The 19,351-nt window shown below is 61.7% G+C and carries 17 protein-coding genes; 7 read left to right on the top strand and 10 right to left on the bottom strand.

The window, feature by feature from the left end; translation table 11 throughout:
• Positions 1-19: 19 nt before the first annotated feature.
• Positions 20-1,057 (bottom strand): NAD(P)H-dependent flavin oxidoreductase, encoded by a 1,038-nt coding sequence (locus tag KT882_RS01630; protein ID WP_228894194.1) that lies wholly within the window; start codon positions 1,055-1,057, stop codon positions 20-22.
• A 358-nt stretch (positions 1,058-1,415) separates the two neighbouring features.
• On the opposite strand from KT882_RS01630, the gene KT882_RS01625 reads away from it, so the two are divergent.
• Both KT882_RS01625 and KT882_RS01620 read left to right on the top strand, forming a co-directional pair.
• Entirely contained in the window at positions 1,416-3,746 is a 2,331-nt protein-coding gene (locus tag KT882_RS01625; protein ID WP_228894193.1) for a diguanylate cyclase domain-containing protein, read from the top strand.
• Positions 3,747-4,250: 504 nt separating this feature from the next.
• Positions 4,251-4,961, top strand: a complete 711-nt coding sequence (locus KT882_RS01620; protein WP_161070263.1) for a 5'-methylthioadenosine/adenosylhomocysteine nucleosidase — start codon at positions 4,251-4,253, stop codon at positions 4,959-4,961.
• A 255-nt stretch (positions 4,962-5,216) separates the two neighbouring features.
• Here KT882_RS01620 and putA read toward each other — a convergent pair whose 3' ends face one another.
• On the bottom strand, positions 5,217-8,849 hold the full coding sequence (gene putA, locus KT882_RS01615; RefSeq protein WP_161070264.1) for a trifunctional transcriptional regulator/proline dehydrogenase/L-glutamate gamma-semialdehyde dehydrogenase: 3,633 nt from the start codon (positions 8,847-8,849) through the stop codon (positions 5,217-5,219).
• A gap of 207 nt (positions 8,850-9,056) precedes the next feature.
• Here putA and KT882_RS01610 point away from each other — a divergent pair, with 207 nt between their 5' ends.
• The 3 genes from KT882_RS01610 (at position 9,057) to KT882_RS01600 (ending at position 12,292) form a co-directional block, all read left to right on the top strand.
• Positions 9,057-9,512 carry an Lrp/AsnC ligand binding domain-containing protein gene (locus tag KT882_RS01610; RefSeq protein WP_028833852.1) on the top strand — a complete coding sequence of 152 codons (456 nt, stop codon included), beginning with the start codon at positions 9,057-9,059 and terminating at the stop codon, positions 9,510-9,512.
• A gap of 39 nt (positions 9,513-9,551) precedes the next feature.
• Positions 9,552-11,108 carry a methyl-accepting chemotaxis protein gene (locus tag KT882_RS01605; RefSeq protein ID WP_161070265.1) on the top strand — a complete coding sequence of 519 codons (1,557 nt, stop codon included), beginning with the start codon at positions 9,552-9,554 and terminating at the stop codon, positions 11,106-11,108.
• Between the two features lie 224 nt (positions 11,109-11,332).
• A complete protein-coding gene (locus KT882_RS01600) occupies positions 11,333-12,292 on the top strand; it encodes an IS110 family RNA-guided transposase (protein WP_228893647.1) in 960 nt (319 codons plus the stop codon).
• Positions 12,293-12,447: 155 nt separating this feature from the next.
• On the opposite strand, the gene KT882_RS01595 is transcribed toward KT882_RS01600, so the two are convergent.
• Positions 12,448-13,416 (bottom strand): LysR family transcriptional regulator, encoded by a 969-nt coding sequence (locus KT882_RS01595; RefSeq protein WP_161070266.1) that lies wholly within the window; start codon positions 13,414-13,416, stop codon positions 12,448-12,450.
• Positions 13,417-13,593: 177 nt separating this feature from the next.
• Between KT882_RS01595 and KT882_RS01590 the strand changes: the two genes are divergently transcribed.
• The gene (locus KT882_RS01590; protein ID WP_228894191.1) at positions 13,594-13,836 is read left to right on the top strand and encodes a hypothetical protein; all 243 of its coding nucleotides are present in this window, start codon (positions 13,594-13,596) and stop codon (positions 13,834-13,836) included.
• A 58-nt stretch (positions 13,837-13,894) separates the two neighbouring features.
• Here KT882_RS01590 and KT882_RS01585 read toward each other — a convergent pair whose 3' ends face one another.
• From KT882_RS01585 to KT882_RS01565, 5 genes are all read right to left on the bottom strand, one after another.
• The gene (locus tag KT882_RS01585; protein WP_161070268.1) at positions 13,895-14,497 is read right to left on the bottom strand and encodes a chalcone isomerase family protein; all 603 of its coding nucleotides are present in this window, start codon (positions 14,495-14,497) and stop codon (positions 13,895-13,897) included.
• Positions 14,498-14,565: 68 nt separating this feature from the next.
• Positions 14,566-14,826, bottom strand: a complete 261-nt coding sequence (locus KT882_RS01580; RefSeq protein ID WP_161070269.1) for a YfhL family 4Fe-4S dicluster ferredoxin — start codon at positions 14,824-14,826, stop codon at positions 14,566-14,568.
• 9 nt (positions 14,827-14,835) lie between these two features.
• Positions 14,836-15,339 (bottom strand): pantetheine-phosphate adenylyltransferase, encoded by a 504-nt coding sequence (gene coaD, locus KT882_RS01575; RefSeq protein WP_161070270.1) that lies wholly within the window; start codon positions 15,337-15,339, stop codon positions 14,836-14,838.
• Positions 15,340-15,420: 81 nt separating this feature from the next.
• A complete protein-coding gene (rsmD, locus tag KT882_RS01570; RefSeq protein WP_228894190.1) occupies positions 15,421-16,056 on the bottom strand; it encodes a 16S rRNA (guanine(966)-N(2))-methyltransferase RsmD in 636 nt (211 codons plus the stop codon).
• A gap of 30 nt (positions 16,057-16,086) precedes the next feature.
• Positions 16,087-16,986 carry a DUF6279 family lipoprotein gene (locus KT882_RS01565; protein ID WP_228894189.1) on the bottom strand — a complete coding sequence of 300 codons (900 nt, stop codon included), beginning with the start codon at positions 16,984-16,986 and terminating at the stop codon, positions 16,087-16,089.
• Between the two features lie 24 nt (positions 16,987-17,010).
• Between KT882_RS01565 and glmU the strand changes: the two genes are divergently transcribed.
• Positions 17,011-18,399: a bifunctional UDP-N-acetylglucosamine diphosphorylase/glucosamine-1-phosphate N-acetyltransferase GlmU gene (glmU, locus tag KT882_RS01560; protein ID WP_161070272.1), complete on the top strand. Its 1,389-nt coding sequence runs from the start codon at positions 17,011-17,013 to the stop codon at positions 18,397-18,399.
• A 52-nt stretch (positions 18,400-18,451) separates the two neighbouring features.
• On the opposite strand, the gene KT882_RS01555 is transcribed toward glmU, so the two are convergent.
• Entirely contained in the window at positions 18,452-18,847 is a 396-nt protein-coding gene (locus KT882_RS01555) for a hypothetical protein (protein ID WP_161070273.1), read from the bottom strand.
• Positions 18,848-18,864: 17 nt separating this feature from the next.
• Positions 18,865-19,338, bottom strand: a complete 474-nt coding sequence (locus KT882_RS01550) for an Lrp/AsnC family transcriptional regulator (RefSeq protein ID WP_228894188.1) — start codon at positions 19,336-19,338, stop codon at positions 18,865-18,867.
• Positions 19,339-19,351: the final 13 nt, after the last annotated feature.

Here is a 19,351-nt window from a genome sequence, read left to right as displayed (position 1 = left end):
TTAAGCTGTGTTGGACTGCTTAGCCTGCTTTCATTTCCTTCAGCAAGGTTTCCACCAATCGCGCCGCCGGCATGCCGCGCGCGCGGTTCACGCTGCTGCCGCACCACAGCGACATCCATTCCGTGTCGCCGCGCCGCGCCGCTTCCGCGCGGATGCTGCCGGTCAGCGCGTTTTGCACCGGATAGGCCGGCACCTGCAGCTCCACATCCGCCATCACCCGCATGAAGCGGTTTTCCAGGCCGCGCGCGTAGCGGCCGGAAAAGGCGCGCGTCTGCCGCGTAGGACGGTCGCCCGCCGTCAGCAGCGCCTGTTTATAGGCCGGATGGATGCCGGATTCATTGGTCACCAGGAAAGCCGTGCCCATTTGCACAGCCTTAGCGCCGGCCGCCAGTGCGCGCTGGATATCCTTGCCGTCCATAATGCCGCCGGCCGCAATCACCGGGATGCGCACCGCCGCCGCCACCGAGGGCAGCAGTTCGAAAGTGGTCAGCGTGGCGTCCTTCTGCGCGCCGATGAAGGTGCCGCGATGGCCGCCCGCCTCCACTCCCGACGCCACCACCGCATCCGCGCCCGCCGCCTGCCAGGCCAGCGCCTCGGCTATCGTCGTCACGGTGCCGATCACGGCAATGCCGGCCGCATGCAAGCTGGCCACCTGCACCGGGCTGAGGATGTCGAAAGTAAAGCTCGCCACGGCAGGCCGCAATTCCAGCAAAGTGGCAAATTGGGCCGCGAAATCCTCGCACCACTTGGCGGGCGTGGGCAATTCACTCCAGCCCAACTCCTGGTAAACCGGTTTCAGCAGCGTTTTCGCAGCTTCCACGCTGGCGGCATCCGGCGACGGCGTTCCCTGGACGAAGAAATTGATCAAAAAAGGGCGGTCCGTCAGCGCGCGGATGGCCGCCACCTGGCTGCGCAGCGCATCCGGCGACAGCAACGAACCAGCCAGCGAACCCAGCGCGCCGGCATTCGACACCGCCGCAACCTGCTCGGGCGTATTGCTGCCGCCAGCCATGGGGCCCTGGATGATGGGATGGGAAAACAGGGACAGCAACTCCATTACAGCCTCCTGGCGCCTGTTGATAACTATCTGGATATCCACAGGCATGGTTTGTGAGTAAGCAAACGGTAAACCTGGGCGCGAAAAATTGTCCAGATACAGTCCTTCCGCCGTACACCGTATACCCGCCGTGTTGTACAGCGTGCAAACGACTGATTCTAATCCAGTTAACCCGGTTATCCACAGAAAAGTGGCGACGTTAACAACTACTACTATTTTGTATACCTACCTTTAAAGTAAACCAAAGGCTTCTTACCCGGCGCTAACGGAAAGAAACCACAACTGCAACGCTGCAACTGCAACGCTTTACCCTTATACTGAACTTGCAGCATTCAACCAGCCTAGAGCCGGAGTTGCCGTGGCCTATCAGCGCAAAACAACGGAAATTGTCCGCTCACTAGCCTACCTGCGCTTCCGCAGGCGTCTGCTATCCGGCTTGCTGACCATGGCGGCGATTGCTATCGTGGTAGTCGCCTGGCAATTGCATACTTCCTATATCGACCGAGAAGCAGGTCTACGCCGCCAGACCCAGCACTTCGCGCGCGCCATGGAAGCCCATGTGCTCTACGCCATCCAGTTTGCCGACTTGTCGCTGATCGGCTTTTCCAACGCCATCAAAGTCCTGCCTCCTGAAAGCTCGGCCGACACCATCTCCACCCTGCTTTCCTCGCGCAGTTCCTCCTTCACCCACGATTTCTGGATCAGTTTTATCGACGCCAACGGAAAAGGCGTCGCCACGTCCAACCAGTTGCCGATTACCGGCGTGGACTACACTGACCGCGACTATTTCCTGTTCCACAAAAATGGCGCCGGCACTTCTCCCTATCAGCTCTACATCAGCGGCCCCTCGCTAGGGAAAGTGTCAAACCAAAAACTGCTATTTATCAGCCGTAGAGTAGAAGACAAGCAAGGCCGCTTCCTGGGTATCATTGTCGCGCCACTGGATATCACCCGTTTTGCCGCCGTCTTTGAAAATTCCCGCATTACCGACGATGTGTCAATCAGCTTGATCCATCGCAACGGCCGCTTGATCGCTCGCGCGCCGCATGTCGAGGCAGCCTTCAATCTGGACCTCTCCGATAGCATTCTGTTCGCCTATTTGAAAAAAACTCCGACCGGTACTTTCCGCGCCGCCAGCAAGGTGGACCAGATATCCCGCGTGTTCAGCTACCGCGCGCTGGATCCTCTGCCGCTCATCATTACGGTGGGAGGCACCGACAAGGACGCGGTGTGGTTCGCCAGTCCCACCTTCATCATCAGCAGTATCGGACTGGCCCTGCTATTGCTGTTGATACTGCTGAGCGGCATGTTTGCGCTGAAATCCTATGCAAAACTGGAGGAACGCGAACTGCGCTACCGTCAGCTCTACAGCTCCAGCCGCGAAATGGAGGCCAAGCTCTCCGCCAGCGAAGAAAGATTGCGGCTGATTGCCGACAATCTGCCCATCATGATCACCTACGTCGACTGCAAGGAACGCTACACCTTCACCAACCGGCTATTCGACCAGGTGTTTGAAATCAGCGAGCAGGCGGCGCTGGGGAAAAGCGTCGAAGAAGTGGTCGGCCCGGCCGCCTACGCCATCTCCCGGCCGCACTTGCACAAGGCGCTGACCGGCCAGATGGTCTATTTCGAGCGTCCGCTCGAGACCAGCAAGGGCGTGCGTTGGGACGGCATCAGCTATGTGCCGGATTTCAGCCCCGTCGGCCAGGTGCGCGGCCTGTTCGTCATGGCGGAAGACATCACGGCCCGCCGCGCCAGCGAAGCCACCATGAAACTGGCAACCTTGATGTATGAAAACAGCAGCGAAGGCATGATGGTGACGGATGCCGACGGCAAGATCCTGTCCGTCAACCCGGCTTTTTCCCGCCTGAGCGGCTATACCGAAGACGAAGTGAAAGGCCATTGGGCCTACGAACTGACCTCTGGCCGGCAAGACCAGGACTTTTTCCGCCGCATGCAGAACGCGCTGCGCAACACCGGCGAGTGGGAAGGCGAAGTCTGGCATCAGAACAAACAGGGCGAGCACTACCTGGTATCGCTGCGCTTCAACGCGGTATTCGATGAAAATGGCCAGGCATACCGGCGCGTGGCCCTGTTCTGCGATATCACCAAGAAAAAGGCCACCGAAGAACTGATCTGGCGCCAGGCCAACTTCGACGCCCTGACCGGATTGCCCAACCGCCGCATGTTCCAGGAGAGGATGCGGCAGGAAATTAAGAAAGCTGGACGCTCCGGCCTGCCCATGGCCCTGGTATTCATCGATCTGGACGGCTTCAAAGCCGTCAACGACACTTTAGGCCACTCCATGGGCGACCAGTTGCTGAAAGAGGCGGCAAACAGGCTCATTCACTGCATGCGCGGCACCGACGTCGTGTCCCGGCTGGGCGGTGACGAGTTCACCGTTATCGCTGGCGAGCTCAAAGACAATGGCGATGTCCAGCGTATAGCCCAGGAAATCCTGTCCAGCCTGGCCGCTCCCTTCCAGCTGGGGCAGGAAACCGCCCATATTTCCGCCAGCATAGGCATAGCCCTGTTCCCGGACGACGCGACAGACCCCGAAATCCTGCTCAAAAACGCAGATCAGGCCATGTATTTCGCCAAACAGCATGGGCGCAACTGCTATCACTACTTCGGAAGCTCCCAGCCTGTTGATAAGTCTATGGATATCCACAGGGCGAGATGTGAGTAAGGAAGTGGAAAGTCCACAGAGCAAAATTTATCCAAGTTTTGCCCCCGAACTGATACAACGCTTGTCCTGCCGCTTATCTTTTCCGTAAATCCATGATTTTTATGCTCTTAAGGCAGTTATCCACAGCAAAGTGCGCGTTTACTATTACTATCATTTTATATAAAAGCTTTAGTTAACAAACTAAGGAAGACGCGGATTTCGCATGCTTTGCACTGCAGACCAAAAAACAAGCAAAAACAGCGATTGTGGATAAGGTGATGGATATCCACAGGATGACTTGTGGGAAAACCAGCTACTTATGCACCTCGAAAATCTTGTCCAGAAGTCCTCCTGCGTAGATACAATGCTTGTTCATGTGCTTGTAAACGCTGTAAACGCTTGATTTTTCACTTGTTAACAGACTTATCCACAAAAAAACGGCGGTTTACTATCTACTACTATTTTTTATATATATTTTTGTTGTAAACCTATAAAAGAACGCGAAGCGGAAAAAACGGAGGAAAAATGCGTCTTGGCATCATCAGTGCTCTCGCAGAAGAACAAAACGGGCTGATAGAAGCCATGGAAAACGCCGCCAAGGTCACCCACGGCATGCGCGACTACACTGCGGGCAGGCTTTGGGGTGTAGACAGCGTCTGTGTGCTGTCCAGAATCGGGAAAGTAGCCGCTGCAATGACGGCCAGCATCCTTGTGGAAAAGTTCGGAGTTACCCACATCGTCTTTACAGGCGTGGCTGGCAGTGGAGACCTGGGCGTCAGAGTGGGAGATGTGGTTGTTGCAGACAGCCTGGTTCAGCACGACATGGACGCCAGCCCGCTCTTTCCCAGGTTCGAAATCCCGCTGACAGGCCAATCGCGTATCGCCAGCGACCGAGAACTGACGCGCCGGCTATCCACTGCAGCGCGCGATTTCCTGCAAAACGAACCCGGCAGCCCCCAATTCCACCGCGGCCTGATAGCCAGCGGCGACCAATTCATCAACAAACGAGCCCAGCTGAACGCCTTGAAAGACGCCTTGCCTGAATTATTGGCAGTGGAAATGGAAGGTGCAGCGGTTGCGCAAGTGTGTTTCGAGCTCGGTATCCCCTTCGGCATCATCCGCACCATCTCCGACAACGCCAACGAAGACGCGGCTGTGGATTTCATGCACTTTGTCCACACCGTAGCCTCCCGCTACGCCTACAACATCCTGAAACACTTCTGCCAACCCCAATAAAGGGGTCAGGGTTAATTATTTTTCAAGCGAGGTCGACCCGGTGGGTTGATCTGGCACTGCAAATTGGTCAATTCCTCGACCTTGTGGATAAATTCGGAATTGCCCACAGGCTTGTTGTAGTTCCAGCGCCACGCCCAGCCAATGGAGGTAAAAACTCAAGAATGTTGCCCGATTAATTAACCCTGACCCCTTTTTGAGGGGCGGAAATAAAAAAAGCCAGGCGGGGTGCCTGGCTTGGGGATGGGACGGGGGTACTTAGACGCTGAGGGTCATCAGGCTGGCGTTGCCGCCGGCGGCGGTGGTGTTGACGCACAGGGCGCGCTCGGCTACCAGGCGCCACAGCGGGAGGGCTTCGTCCGCCAGGGTGTCGATAAGGGCCACCAGAGCCCCGTCACGGGCCGCCAGCTGCTCGCGCACACCCGGGACCAGGGCAGACTCAACCAAGGCCACCTGGAAGCTGCAATCGATGCTGCCGAGGCTGCTTACTTGCTGGATCTGGTCCAGCACGGCCGCAGGCAGGTCCGCAGGCAGGGTTTTGCAGACGGCGATGGCGCGGTTGCCCGTGGCCAAGGTGGCGGCGAGCTGGTTCAGCAGCACGTCTTCCGCGTCGGCCAGGCATACCACCGTGCCGCGCGGGGCAAAGCGCAGGGTGTTGCGCTCGCCGGTAGGACCAGGCAGCTCGATGGTGCTGCCCAGGGCGGTGCTGTGGGCGTACTGGTCCGCCAGGGCGACCACGGTTTGCTTACCTTTGCCTTTGGCCCAGACTTGCAGCGCGTCCAGTGCCGGGGTGGACAGGCGGGCGTGCTGGGCCGGCGTGACGGCGCCGCGCTGCAGGCGCTTCAGGTAGAGCGGGCCGCCGGCTTTCGGGCCGGTGCCGGACTTGCCTTCGCCGCCGAAGGGCTGCACGCCCACCACAGCGCCCACGATGTTGCGGTTGATGTAGATGTTGCCCACATGCGCACGCGCCGTGATGAAGTCGATGGTTTCGTCGATGCGCGAGTGCACGCCCAGGGTCAGGCCGTAGCCGCTGGTGTTGATCTGCTCGACGATCTTGCCCAGGTCGGCGCGCTTGTAGCGGATCACGTGCATGACGGGGCCGAAGACTTCCTTGCTCAGCTCGTCCAGCGAGCGGATTTCCAGCACGGTGGGCGGCACGAAGGTGCCGGCCGCGCCCACGGGCACGTTGAGCGAGAAGTGGTTCACGGCGGACTTCTTCATCGCTTCAATGTGGCTCAGCAGGTTTTGCTGCGCTTCGCTGTCGATGACGGGGCCGATGTCGGTGATCAGGCGGTCCGGGCTGCCGATGTTCAGCTCGCCCATCGCGCCTTTCAGCATTTTGATGGTCTTGTCGGCAATGTCTTCTTGCAGGAACAGCACGCGCAGCGCCGAGCAGCGCTGGCCGGCGCTGTCGAAGGCGGAGGAAATCGCGTCCTGCACCACCTGCTCGGGCAGCGCGGAGGAGTCGACGATCATGGCGTTCTGGCCGCCGGTTTCGGCGATCAGCGGGATGTCGGCGCCTTCGGCCACCGCGCGCTTGGCCAGGGTGCGGTTGATCAGCTGCGCCACTTCGGTGGAGCCGGTGAAGATCACGCCTTTGACGCGCGCGTCGTTGCACAGGCCGGTGCCGACCACTTCGCCGCGGCCGGGCAGGAATTGCAGCGCGGCGCGCGGCACGCCCGCTTCATGCATCAGCTGTACTGCGCGGTGGGCGATCAGCGGGGTCTGTTCGGCCGGCTTGGCCAGCACCACATTGCCTGCCGCCAGCGCGGCGGCGGCCTGGCCGGTGAAGATGGCCAGCGGGAAGTTCCACGGGCTGATGCAAGTCACGGGACCGAGCGCCAGCGTGTTGGCCGACGAGCCCACCTGCTGCGCGTAGTAGCGCAGGAAGTCGACCGCTTCGCGGATCTCGGCGATGGCGTTCGGCAGCGATTTGCCTGCTTCGCGGATGGCCAGCGCCATCAGTTCCAGCATGTTCTGTTCGAACAGGTCGGCCGCGCGCATCAGGGCGGCGGCGCGCAGCGAGGGTTCGGTGGTCTGCCAGTCCATGGCGAATTCGCTGGCGCTGGCCAGCGCGCTGTCGACGTCGGCGGCGGTGGCTTCGGTCACGGTGCCGACCGTGTCGCTGCGCTGGGCCGGGTTCACTACCGGCAGCGAGGGCTGGCCTATGGTCAGCGCGCCCGCCAGCAGCGGACCGGCGCTCCAGCTGCGCGGCTCGGCCAGCGTGGCGGCCACCTGGCGCAGCACGTCTTCATTGGACAGGTCGAGGCCGGCGGAATTGCGGCGCTCGGCGCCGAACAGGTCCAGTGGCAGGCGGATGGATGGATGCGGGGCGCCGCCCTGCTCGCGCGCGGCGTCGATCGGGTTCTTGATCAGCGATTCCACCGGAATGGCTTCGTCCACAATCTGGTTCACGAAGGACGAGTTGGCGCCGTTTTCCAGCAGGCGGCGCACCAGGTAGGCCAGCAGCGTTTCATGCGAACCCACCGGGGCGTAGATGCGGCAGGCCTTGTCCAGGTTGTCCTTGCCCACCACCTGATCGTACAGCGACTCGCCCATGCCGTGCAGGCACTGGAATTCGTAGTTGGTCACGCCCGCTTCCTTGGCCCAGGTGTGGATGGTGGCCAGGGTTTGCGCGTTGTGGGTGGCGAACTGCGCGAAGATGCGGTCGGTGGCGCCCAGCAGCTTCTGCGCGCACACCAGGTAGGACACGTCGGTGTAGACCTTGCGCGTGTAGACCGGATAGCCGGGCATGCCGTCCACCTGGGCGCGCTTGATCTCGGCGTCCCAGTAGGCACCCTTCACCAGGCGCACCATGAAGTTGCGGCCGCTGCGCTTGGCCAGGTCGATCAGGTAGTCGATCACGAAGGGGCAGCGTTTCTGGTAAGCCTGCACCACGAAGCCGATGCCGTCGAAGCCTTCCAGCGCCGGGTTGAAGGCCATCGCCTCCATCAGGTCCAGCGACAGTTCCAGGCGGTCGGCTTCCTCGGCGTCGATGTTCAGGCCGATGTTGTACTGCTTGGCCAGCAGCACCAAGGCGGTCAGGCGCGGCAGCAGCTCGTCCATCACGCGGGCGTGCTGGGCGCGCGAGTAGCGCGGGTGCAGCGCCGACAGCTTCACGGAGATGCCGGGGCCGTCCTTGATGCCACGGCCGTTCGAGGCGCGGCCGATGGCGTGGATGGCCGATTCGTAGGCGCTGTAATAGTGGGCGGCGTCGGCCTCGGTCAGCGCGGCTTCGCCCAGCATGTCGTAGGAATAGCGGTAGCCGCGCGCCTCGTTCGGCTCGCCGTTCTTGATCGCTTCGGCGATGGTCTGGCCGGTCACGAACTGGTTGCCCAGCATGCGCATGGCCAGGTCCACGCCCTTGCGGATCAGCGGCTCGCCGCCCTTGGCGATCAGGCGGGTGATGGCCGAACCCAGGCCCTGCTCGCTGCTCGAGCCGACCAGCTTGCCGGTCACCAGCAAGCCCCAGGTGGCGGCGTTGACGAACATGGACGGCGATTCGCCCAGGTGCTTGCGCCAGTCGCCCTTGCTGATCTTGTCGGCGATCAGGCGGTCGGCGGTGGCGCTGTCGGGGATGCGCAACAGTGCTTCGGCCAGGCACATCAGCGCCACGCCTTCCTCGGACGACAGCGAAAACTCATGCATCAGCGCGTCCACGCCGGAGGCGCGGGTGCGCTCCTTGCGTACGGACGACACCAGGCGGTGCGCCAGCGCCTGCGCTTCGGCGGCGCCGCTTTCGCGGACCTGGCCCAGCAGCCACTGCACGGCGCCGGCTTCGTCGCGGCGGTAGGCGGCGGTGATGGCGGCGCGTTGCGGGCTGGGCTCGCGCAGGATTTCGGCTTGCAGGGTGGAGAACGGAGCGGCCGAAGCCGGATTGACTGCTTGCATGGGAAGGCTTTCTACAATGGGAATTCAGGGCGCGCGCATGGAAAAAACGCCCGTCCGGCACACGGCTGGGCGAGCGTAATCTGGGCGCTACTAATGTTTCGATTGTAGAGGGATTTGTATCGGATTAATTCTGGTATTACTAAAGACTAGCAATACATTGTTTTTGATGAGAGAATTTAACCAAATATAATTTGAGGGGAATAACTCATGCTCGACAAGATCAGCAAGAAGATACTGATGGAGCTGCAAAGTGACGGTCGCATCAGCAACGTCGAGCTTGCCGCGCGTGTCAACCTGTCGCCTGCTGCCTGCCTGGAGCGCGTGCGCAAGCTGCACGAGTCCGGCTATATCATGGGCTACACCGCCCAGCTCAACCCGCAATTGCTGGACGTATCGCTGCTGGTGTTTATTGAAGTGGTGCTAGATCGTACCACGCCGGAAGTGTTTGATGCATTCAAACATAGCGTCCAGGTAATCCCCGAAGTGCTGGAGTGCCATATGGTGGCCGGCGGCTTCGACTACCTGGTGAAGGCGCGCGTGAAGGACATGGCGGCCTACCGCGAATTCCTGGGCAAGACGCTGCTGCAAAAAGGCGTGCGCGAAACCCATACCTATGCTGTGATGGAAGAAGTAAAAAATACGAGCAAGCTGCCGATCAAATAGTGATCGGCAAGCCTAAGCCGCTACGGAGACGGAGGTCAAATGAAGTTGCAGCACAAGCAGGTGCGACAAGTTTTATGGATACTCGGGGCAACGGCGGCAGGCGCTGGCGCTGCTTGGCTGGCGCAAATGGCTGGCGCTGGTTCGCTGTGGCAAGCCACGCTGGCGGGCCTGGTGGCGGCGCTCACGGCCCAGCTGGCGCAGGCGGCCGGCGGCGGCGGCGAGGACGGCACGCGCCGCTTTGCCCACACCGTGGGCGAGGAAATCGACGCCATCATGATAGGCGCGGCGGAAACCTCGTATTTTGTGGACTCCGTCAAAAAGAAAATTGAAAGCGACGTGCGCACGGCCAGCGGCATCGTCTCCAGCTCCGTGCAGAACGCGCGCGCCACCGAGCAGATCGCCGCCAACGCCGAGCGCGCAGCCCGGGTGGCGGCCCAGGTGCGCGCCGAAACCGAAACCGGCCGCGCCGAAGTGGACCAGGGCCTGGCCCGCATCAGCCGCGCCCGCGGCGACGCGCAGCAGGCCGCCGCCACCATGGCCAGCCTGCAGGAAAAAGCCAAGCGCATCTACGGCTTCACCGAAGCCATTACTGAAATCTCCGCGCGCACCAATCTGCTGGCGCTGAACGCCGCCATCGAAGCGGCGCGCGCCGGCGAACAGGGACGCGGCTTTGCCGTGGTGGCCGGCGAAGTGCGCCAGCTGGCGCAGCGCACCAAGGAAGCCACCGACGAGATCAGCGCCATGGTGCGCGCCATCAACGAGCAGGCGGTGTCGGCCACGGCCGGCATGGATTCGCTGGCCGGCATGGTCAGCGAGGCGGCCGGCAACGTGGAAACGGTGCACGGGCTGCTGAGCAGCATCCAGCAGTCGTCCGGCGTATCGGAAAAGGAAATTGGCGAAATCGCACAGGCTGCGCGGGAGCACGTGGAAACCACGCGCGTGATCGCGGACGCCATCACGCAGATCCGCGACAGCATGCTGTCCACCGACAAGGAACTGCCGCGCGCGGCCGGCTCGGCGATGGCGCTGGCCGAGCGCGCCGAAGTGATCACGGCCGCGCTGGGCATGTCCGATATTGAAACCGCGCACGACGAGATCCGGCTGGCGGCGCAGACGGCGGCCCGGGAAGTGGGCAAGATCTTCGAAGCGGCCATCGCCGGCGGCAAGATCACGCAAGCGGCGCTGTTCGACCGCCAGTACAAGGCCATCCCCAACACCGACCCGCCCAAGCACAATACCAAGTTCGACGCGTTTACCGACCGCGTGCTGCCGGACCTGCAGGAAGGCCTGCTGGCGCGCATGCCGCACCTGGCCTATGCGGGCGCGGTGGACAATAACGGCTACTTCCCCACCCACAACAAGAAATTCTCGCAGCCGCTGACGGGCGATTACGACGTGGACATCGTCAACAACCGCACCAAGCGCATCTTCAGCGACCGCACTGGCAAGCGTTGCGGCGCCAACACCCAGCCCTTCCTGCTGCAGACCTACAAGCGCGACACGGGCGAAGTGATGCACGACCTGTCGGCGCCCATTTACGTCAACGGCCAGCACTGGGGCGGCTTCCGCATCGGCTACCGCTCCGCCGCACATTGATTGGCGGGTTACGCGCCTTTGGCGCTAACCCGCCCTTGTATTATTCCATCTGCCCCGAAAACGGAACGTCGGGGCAGAGCAACTGGATGCCGTACCCGCCCTTGGTCGCCAAGATCGTGATGTAGATTTCGCAGCAGTTGCTCTTATTCCATTAAAGATCGAACAGTATCTTTGGCCCGGCGTGCCGTGAGCCCGCATTTGCAAGGTTGATCAGGAGAAGAGTAATGTTGTGTCTTGGTATAGATGTCGCCAAATTGAAGGTCGATTGCGCACTGCGCCTGGAAACGGGCAAACACCGTGCGAAAGTTGTAGAAAACACCCAGGCTGGCTTTGCCAAACTGGAAGCGTGGCTGCAGAGTCATACGGACGGGTTGCCCCATATCTGCATGGAGGCCACTGGCGTCTATTGGGAGGCGATCGCGGAGTTCTTTGCCCGTCGGGGCTACCGCGTCAGTGTCGTCAATCCGGCCCAGATCAAGGCGTTTTCCCAGGCGCAGCTGGTGCGCACCAAGACCGACCAGGTCGACGCCAAGGTCATTGCCGAGTTCTGCGCCAAGCATGGTCCGGAAGCATGGCAGCCGCCGCCGCTGAGCGAACAGGAATTGAAAGCGATGGTGCTGCGCCTGGATGCGCTGCTGGCCATGCAGACGCAGGAAACGAACCGCCTGGACGTGGCGCGCGAATCGGTCCGGGCCGATATCGAACAGCATATTGCCTGGCTCGGCGAGCAGATTAAACAGCTGCGCAAGCGCGTACGTGATCACATCAACGACGATCCCGACATGCGCGGCAGACGCGACTTACTCGATACCATTCCCGGTGTCGGGGACAATACCATTGCGTTACTGCTGGCCTATGGCATGCATGCCGGGCGCTTCGACAACGGCCGGCAGGCTGCCGCCTTTGCAGGCCTCGATCCGCGCCAACATGAGTCCGGATCAAGCGTGAAGCAGCGGCCCCGGATGTCCAAGATCGGCCACGCGCATCTGCGCAAAAATCTGTACATGCCGGCTATGGTGGCGCTGTACCGCACCGACTGGGGGCGCCAGTTCCGCACCCGCCTGGAAGCAGCAGGCAAGCCGGCCAAGCTGGTGATCGGCGCCATGATGCGCAAGCTCGTCCACGTTGCTTTCGGCGTCTTAAAATCTGGCAAACCATTCAATCAGGAGCTTCAAAACGCTTGACCGGCATAACAGTATCTACGATACCGCGACACCGCGATGCCACGATACCGTGATACCGTGATACCGTGATGCCACGATGCCACGATGCCACGATGCCACGATGCCACGTAGGGCGGGTTAGCGCGGAGCGCGTAACCCGCCATTGCGCCGCCAGCTCAGTAGGTATCGCTGCGCGGCGTAGTGCCCGGTGCAGTGCGCTGGGCCACGCTGTTCATGCCTTCGAGGTTGGAGCGCAGCCATTTGTGCGCCGGGCTGCGCGCGTCGCGTTCGTGCCAGAGCATGTCCAGGTGCACCGCCGGCAGCGTGAACGGCAGCTCCTTGTGGATCAGCGCGTCCGTCATGCCGGTGGAGGCGATCAGGTGCTTGGGCAGCACGGTGATCAGATCCGAATTGGCCACCACCCGCCCCGCCGTGAAGAACTGGTTCACGGTCAGCAGAATGCGCCGTTCGCGCTGGATCTGCGCCAGCGCCTCGTCCACCAGGCCGTGCGCGCGTCCGGAGAAGCTCACCAGCAGGTGGTTGGCGGTGCAGTAGTTTTCCAGCGTCAGGTCGACCTTTGCCAGCGGATGGTCGCGCCGCATCACGCATACATAGTGGCCGGAATACAAACGTTCATGGCGTATCGGCGAACTGGTGTCGCTCGATAACTGCGCCGCCACGCCGGGGAAGAAGCCCACCGCCAGGTCCACGTCGCCGCGCAGCAGCATGGGGCGCGGTTCGCGGGTGGTCAGCGGCACCATGCGCACGTTCACGCCCGGCGCTTCGCGCTCGATCGAGCGCATCAAGGACGGCAGCCAGAAGGCGGCGGTGGCGTCGGCCATGGCCAGGCGGAAGGTGGCGTGCGCCTTGGAGACGTCGAAGGTTTCCGGCGTCACCGCCGCTTCCAGGCTGGCCAGCGCGCTGCGCACGGACGGCCACAGCGCTTCGGCGCGCGGGGTGGGTTTGACGCCGTAGGCGGTGCGTATCAGCAGCTCGTCGCCCAGGCTTTCGCGCAGGCGTTTGATGGCGTTGGAGACGGCCGGCTGGGTCATGGCCAGGTGGCCGGCGGCGCGGGTGAGGTTTTGCTCGGTCATCACCGCGTCGAAAACACGCAGCAAATTCAAGTCCAGCGTCAGGAAGCTCATAAATACTCGGCTCGGTGGTTAGGACTGATATTCACGTTTCACATGGTTGTTATCGGGAAACGGAATTGGATTTATATGTTGCGGCGCACTATAGTTACACTTGATTGTAATTGCACCTGAACTTCAATGTCTACCTTCATTTCTGCTGTACAAGCTCTGACCTCCGGAATCTCCATCATGGACGCGATTCAAATCCTGCTGGGCGCTGTGCTGGCGCTGGCCATGCTGCTGCTGTTCAAGCCCCTGCTGCGCGGCATTGCGCGCGCGCTGCTGCTGGTGGTGAAACCCAAGCTGAACAAGGAACAGCGCCTGCAGCGCCGCCTGATGCAGGACGCCATGATGCTGAACCGCATGCTCAATTCCATGGACAGCGCCCCCAGCCATGCGGCCGAGCTGCGCGCCATGGCCGCGCGCGCCTAAGCTTTAAGCAGCACTGCGCGGCAAGACGGTGAAAACCGCCTGCCGCGCCGCAACAACTTTATTTTTCACCCAGCAGCTGAGGCTTCAGCGAGCTGTCCACCGGCTTGTCGCCAAGCCAGATCCGCAGGATCGCATTGTAGAAGGCCAGGTCCGGCAGCACACCGCCGACATTCTTGCCGTTCAACATAACTTGCGAGCCCGAGCCGGGTACCCAATCCACCGTCAGCACGTCGCCCTTCTTCAGGGCGGGGAACATGGCGAACATTTCACCGAACTGCTTGGTTTGCGGCACCAGCTTGGCGCGCTCGGCCGCGTCGGTGTTGTCATTCAGGCCAGTCATAAAGGCTTTCCCGAACTCCTCGGACGTCAGCTCGCGCAGCACCACGATGCGCACGCGGCGCGGCCCATCGGCGGCCAGGATCTCCGGCACGGTGGATTTCTTTTCAGTGAGATACAGGCCCAGCGCGTAGACCTTGAAGATGACTTTGGTGCGCAGGCCGGCGCCATTGAGCTTCAGCGTGGCGCCGTTGACGGTGGCCGTCTCATCGAACTTCACGCCCGCCACTTCGGCGGCGAAGGCCGGCAGCGCAGACAGGGAGGCCAGCGCCAGCAGGCTAGCTGCGGCAGCGCTTTTCAGTACAGTCCGGCGGGGGAAAATCATGCAAAGTCTCCATAGTGGTATTTGTGTAGGGCAAATATACCACTATAGAAAAATGGGGTCAGGGTTAGTTATTTGGGCGCCTGGCCTGCCGTTAGGCGCTCGTATTTAGCCATCAGCTGTTCTTTGCTCTCAACCCAGGCCGGGTTGAGGGGAATGCACTCCACCGGGCAGATCGCCACGCACTGCGGCTCGTCGAAGTGGCCCACGCATTCGGTGCACTTGTTGGGGTCGATCTCGTAGATCTCGGCCCCCATGTAGATGGCGTCGTTCGGGCACTCGGGCTCGCACACGTCGCAGTTGATGCATTCGTCGGTAATCAGTAAAGCCATGGTTATTCCTTATTCCGCCGCCGGCGCGCCCTTGATGGCGGCAATTTTCTTTTGCAGCCAGCGGTCGACGGAGGGGAAGACAAACTTGGACACGTCGCCGCCCAGCATGGCGATTTCGCGCACGATGGTGCCGGAAATGAACTGGTACTGGTCGGACGGGGTCAGGAACAGCGTTTCGACGTCCGGCAGCAGGTAGCGGTTCATGCCCGCCATCTGGAACTCGTACTCGAAGTCGGACACGGCGCGCAGGCCGCGCACGATCACGCGCGCATCATGCTGGCGCACGAAGTCTTTCAGCAGGCCGGAGAAGCTCTCCACCTTCACGTTCGGATAATGGCCCAGCACCTCGTTGGCGATTTCCAGGCGTTCTTCCAGCGAGAAGAAGGGGTTTTTGTTCTGGCTGTCGGCCACGCCCACGACCAGCGTGTCGAACAGGCCGGATGCGCGGCGCACCAAATCTTCATGCCCGCGCGTCAGCGGATCGAACGTTCCCGGATATACGGCTACTACCATTGCGGCTCCCTTGCGTCGCACCATAGAACGCGCATTATGCCTGAAAATCAGGCGGCCGCTCAGGGCCGGGGGGCCGCCTGCTTAGCCGGTGTACTGCAGTAAATGATAGAACACCATGCCAGCCTTGTCAGCCCGGACCACTTGCCAGCCCGTCATCCACTCGGGCGGCTCGCCTTCTTCGAAGGTCAGCGGCAGGCCGGATTCGGCGTACACCAGGCCGTTTTCCTTCAGCAATTTGCTGCACAGCGGCAAAGCGCGCGCCAAAAAATCCTGCTGGTAGGGCGGATCGAGGAAGATCAGGTCGAATTTCTGGCCGCGCACGGCCAGCGACTGGGCGGTGGCCAGCGCGTCGCTGCGCAGCAGCTGCACATTGCTGGCGTTGAGCTTGGCCTTGATGGCGTCCAGCTGGCGCACCACGGCGGTATTGGTGTCGGCCATGATGACGCTGGCCGCGCCGCGGCTGGCCGCCTCGAAGCCGAGCGCGCCGCTGCCGGCGAACAGGTCCAGCACGTGGGCGCTGGCCCATTCGCCGTCGCGCAGGTGGCTGATCCAGTTGAAGGCGGTTTCGCGCACGCGGTCCGGCGTGGGACGCAGGCCCAGCGCTTCGAGCACGGGCAAAGGGGTGCGTTTCCAGGCGCCGCCGATAATGCGGACCTGGTTGCTGTGTTTCGGCCCGTGGACGGGCACTTTGGCGGGTTTGGCGGGCTTCTTTTGCATGGCGGCACTATACCATGCGGCCGACTGCCGCTACTTTGCCTGGGCCGCCAGCGCGTTCAAATCCTCTATCCAGTCCTGCATGCGTTTATTGGCGTGCGCCTTCTGCGCCGGGGTGGCTATCCGCACCACCGTCAGCACCAGTTCCATGGTGCCCTTGGTGTAGGCGTCGAAGAAGGGCTTGCGGTCGGACGGCTGCTCGGTGCGCTCGAAATTCTCCTGGATCAGTTCGCGTACCATGGCCTCGGCCGCCGCCTGCGACGGCTTCTCCTGCTGGATGCGGCGCGCCAGCGCCAGGATGCCCTTCTGGCGCCGTAGGCGCTCGTCCAGCCACAGTTCATTGTCCAGCGGGCGCGCGTCGGACGCTTTGCGTATCACGGCTTCCTGCTCGCTGCTGAAATCACCGAACCACAGCTCGAACTGCTCCATGGATTTCTTGTAGCGGAACTTGAGCTGCTCCTCGCGCCCGCCTTTCATGTTCTTTTTACGGAAGTCGCTATTGTTCTTGGCGAATTTCTTCTCCATCTGCTCCAGCTGCGCCGGTTTCAGCGCCAGTGCCAGCTCGGCGATGTCGGGCGCGGCCTTCAGCAGCATGGTCTGGGTGCGCGCGCGGATGTCCTTGTAGTCCTCCTGCAGGTCGGCCAGCGTGGGGTTGCCCTGCAGCTGCTGCTGGGCATGGTGCAGCACCTGGGCGTAATCCTGCAGCTGGGTCTTACGGTGCCAATGGAAAAAGTCGCCGATATCGGACTTGACCGGCGGCTTTTGCGCCGCCTCCAGGTCCACATAGGCGTCCAGCCACCAGAACAGTAGCGTGTCGCCGTTGTTATAGGCCAGGCGCAGCGAACTGCAGGCGGCCAGCAGCGCCAGCATCATGGCCAGGAAAATGTAGCGTGCGCCCCGGCTGGCGCGGCCCTGCATGTTAAACTTTTCCATATTCTTAACTTTTTGAGTAGGCCTATGAACGTCGTTATTCTCGCCGCAGGCATGGGCAAACGCATGCAGTCCGCCCTGCCCAAAGTCTTGCATCCGCTGGCCGGCAAGCCGCTGTTGTCGCACGTGATAGACACCGCGCGCGGCCTGTCTCCAGCTAAATTATGCGTTATTTACGGACACGGCGGCGCAGCCGTGCTGGAGCAGCTGGAAAAGGAGAAAAAGGTGCCCGGCGCCGACATCTCCGCCGCGCTGCAGGAACCGCAGCTGGGCACCGGCCACGCCGTCATGCAGGCGCTGCCGGTGCTGGACGAAGCCCGCCCTACCCTGATCCTGTACGGCGACGTGCCGCTGACCACCGCCGCCTCGCTGCAGCGCCTGGTGGACGCGGCCGGCACGGACAAGCTGGGCATTCTCACCGTGGTGCAGGATGATCCCTTCGGCCTGGGCCGCATCGTGCGCGAAGGCGGCCAGGCGGGCGGCAACATTGTCCGCATCGTGGAGGAGAAAGACGCCAGCGCCGAAGAACGCGCCATCAAGGAAATCAACAGCGGCATCATGGTGGCGCCGACCGCGCACCTGAAGAAGTGGCTCGGCGCGCTGCAAAACAATAACGCCCAGAGCGAGTACTACCTGACCGACATCGTGGCCCAGGCCGTGGCGGACGGCGTGCCGGTGGTGTCGGCCAATCCCGGCGGCGTGTGGGAAGTGGCGGGCGTCAATTCCAAGGTGCAGCTGGCCCAGCTGGAACGCATCCACCAGCTCAATATCGCCCAGGCGCTGCTGGAGCGCGGCGTAACGGTGATGGACCCGGCCCGCCTCGACGTGCGCGGCGAACTTATTTGCGGCCGCGACGTGACCATCGACGTGGGCTGCGTGTTCGAAGGCAAGGTTGAACTGGCGGACGGCGTTACCGTGGGCGCGCACAGCGTGCTGGTGAACGCCCGCATCGCCGAAGGCGTGCAGATCAAGCCCTTCTGCCATATCGAAGACGCGGTGGTGGGCGCCAAGTCCATCCTCGGCCCATATGCGCGCCTGCGCCCTGGCACCGTGCTGGCGGAAGATGTCCACATCGGCAACTTCGTGGAAGTGAAGAACAGCCAGATCGCCGCGCACAGCAAGGCCAACCACCTGGCCTACGTGGGCGACGCCACCGTGGGTTCGCGCGTGAACGTGGGCGCGGGCGTGATCACCTGCAATTACGACGGCGCCAACAAGTTCCGCACCGTGATCGAGGATGACGCCTTTATCGGCAGCGACAGCCAGCTGGTGGCCCCGGTGACCGTGGGCCGTGGCGCAACCATAGGCGCGGGTACCACGCTGACCAAGGACGCCCCGGCGGACCAGCTGACCATCTCGCGGCCCAAGCAGCTGACGATTCCGGGCTGGAAGCGTCCGGTGAAGATCAAGAAGTAAAACTGCCCTGTGTTTCTACGACGGCGCCGTGAGGCGCCGTTTTTTTATGCCCTCAGCCTGTGGATAAAGATGTGGGCAAGCTTGAGGAGAACAGGCTGACAAGCTTGGGGCAACTGGAGGATAACTTGCCAACAACTTCCTTGTATTCAAGTACATACCGGTTTTGAACATTTCTACTGTGTAAACAAACAGGTTTACCAAAAAATGTGGACAACTTTGTTGGTAAGTGCCGGAATAAGGCTGGGATAAGCGTTGCAAAACCCGGGATAAGGGCGGAGGGCATGTGAATAAAGCTGTGGGCAAGGCTGTTGAAATAGCGGGATAACTTTGGCGCAAGGCCGAAATCAGCCCGAGGCGCAATCCGGCCTGTTCCGCGATGTTGATAAGCCTGTGAAAAACCATTGGAAAAGCGGCGGATAAGCCCCGTATAACCACGTGGAAAACCCATGGACAAGGCTGTATAACTCACACCGCTATGCGCGTCTCGAACTTGCTGCGCAGAGTGGAAAAATAGGTTTTCACGTTGCGTACATTGGTGTGCGCCGCGAACAGGCGGTGCGCCAGCGCGTTGTAGGCCGGCATGTCGGCCACCTGTATTACCAGCACAAAGTCCGGCCCGGGCGACACCCGGTAGCATTGCAGGACCGCCTCGTCGCCCGCCACGTGCTGCTCGAACTCCACCATGCGTTCGGCCGCCTGCACATCCAGCGTAATCTCCACGATGGCAGTAAGGCGCGCGCCTACCGCCTCCGGTGCTACGATAGCGACCTGCCGCAGTATCACGCCGCTCTCCGTCAGTTGCTTCACGCGCCGCAGGCAGGTGGGGGGCGACACGTGCACCGCCTGTGCCAGCTCCGCATTGGTAAGGGCCGCGTTCTCCTGCAGCGCGTTCAGAATGCGGCGGTCCACCTCGTCCAGCTCCGGATTTGGAATATTCATAAAAAATTCATCA

Source organism: Pseudoduganella aquatica (assembly GCF_020865585.1).
In the GTDB taxonomy this organism is placed as follows: Bacteria; Pseudomonadota; Gammaproteobacteria; order Burkholderiales; family Burkholderiaceae_D; genus Rugamonas; species Rugamonas aquatica_A.
This window is presented reverse-complemented; position numbering and strand designations above follow the sequence as displayed.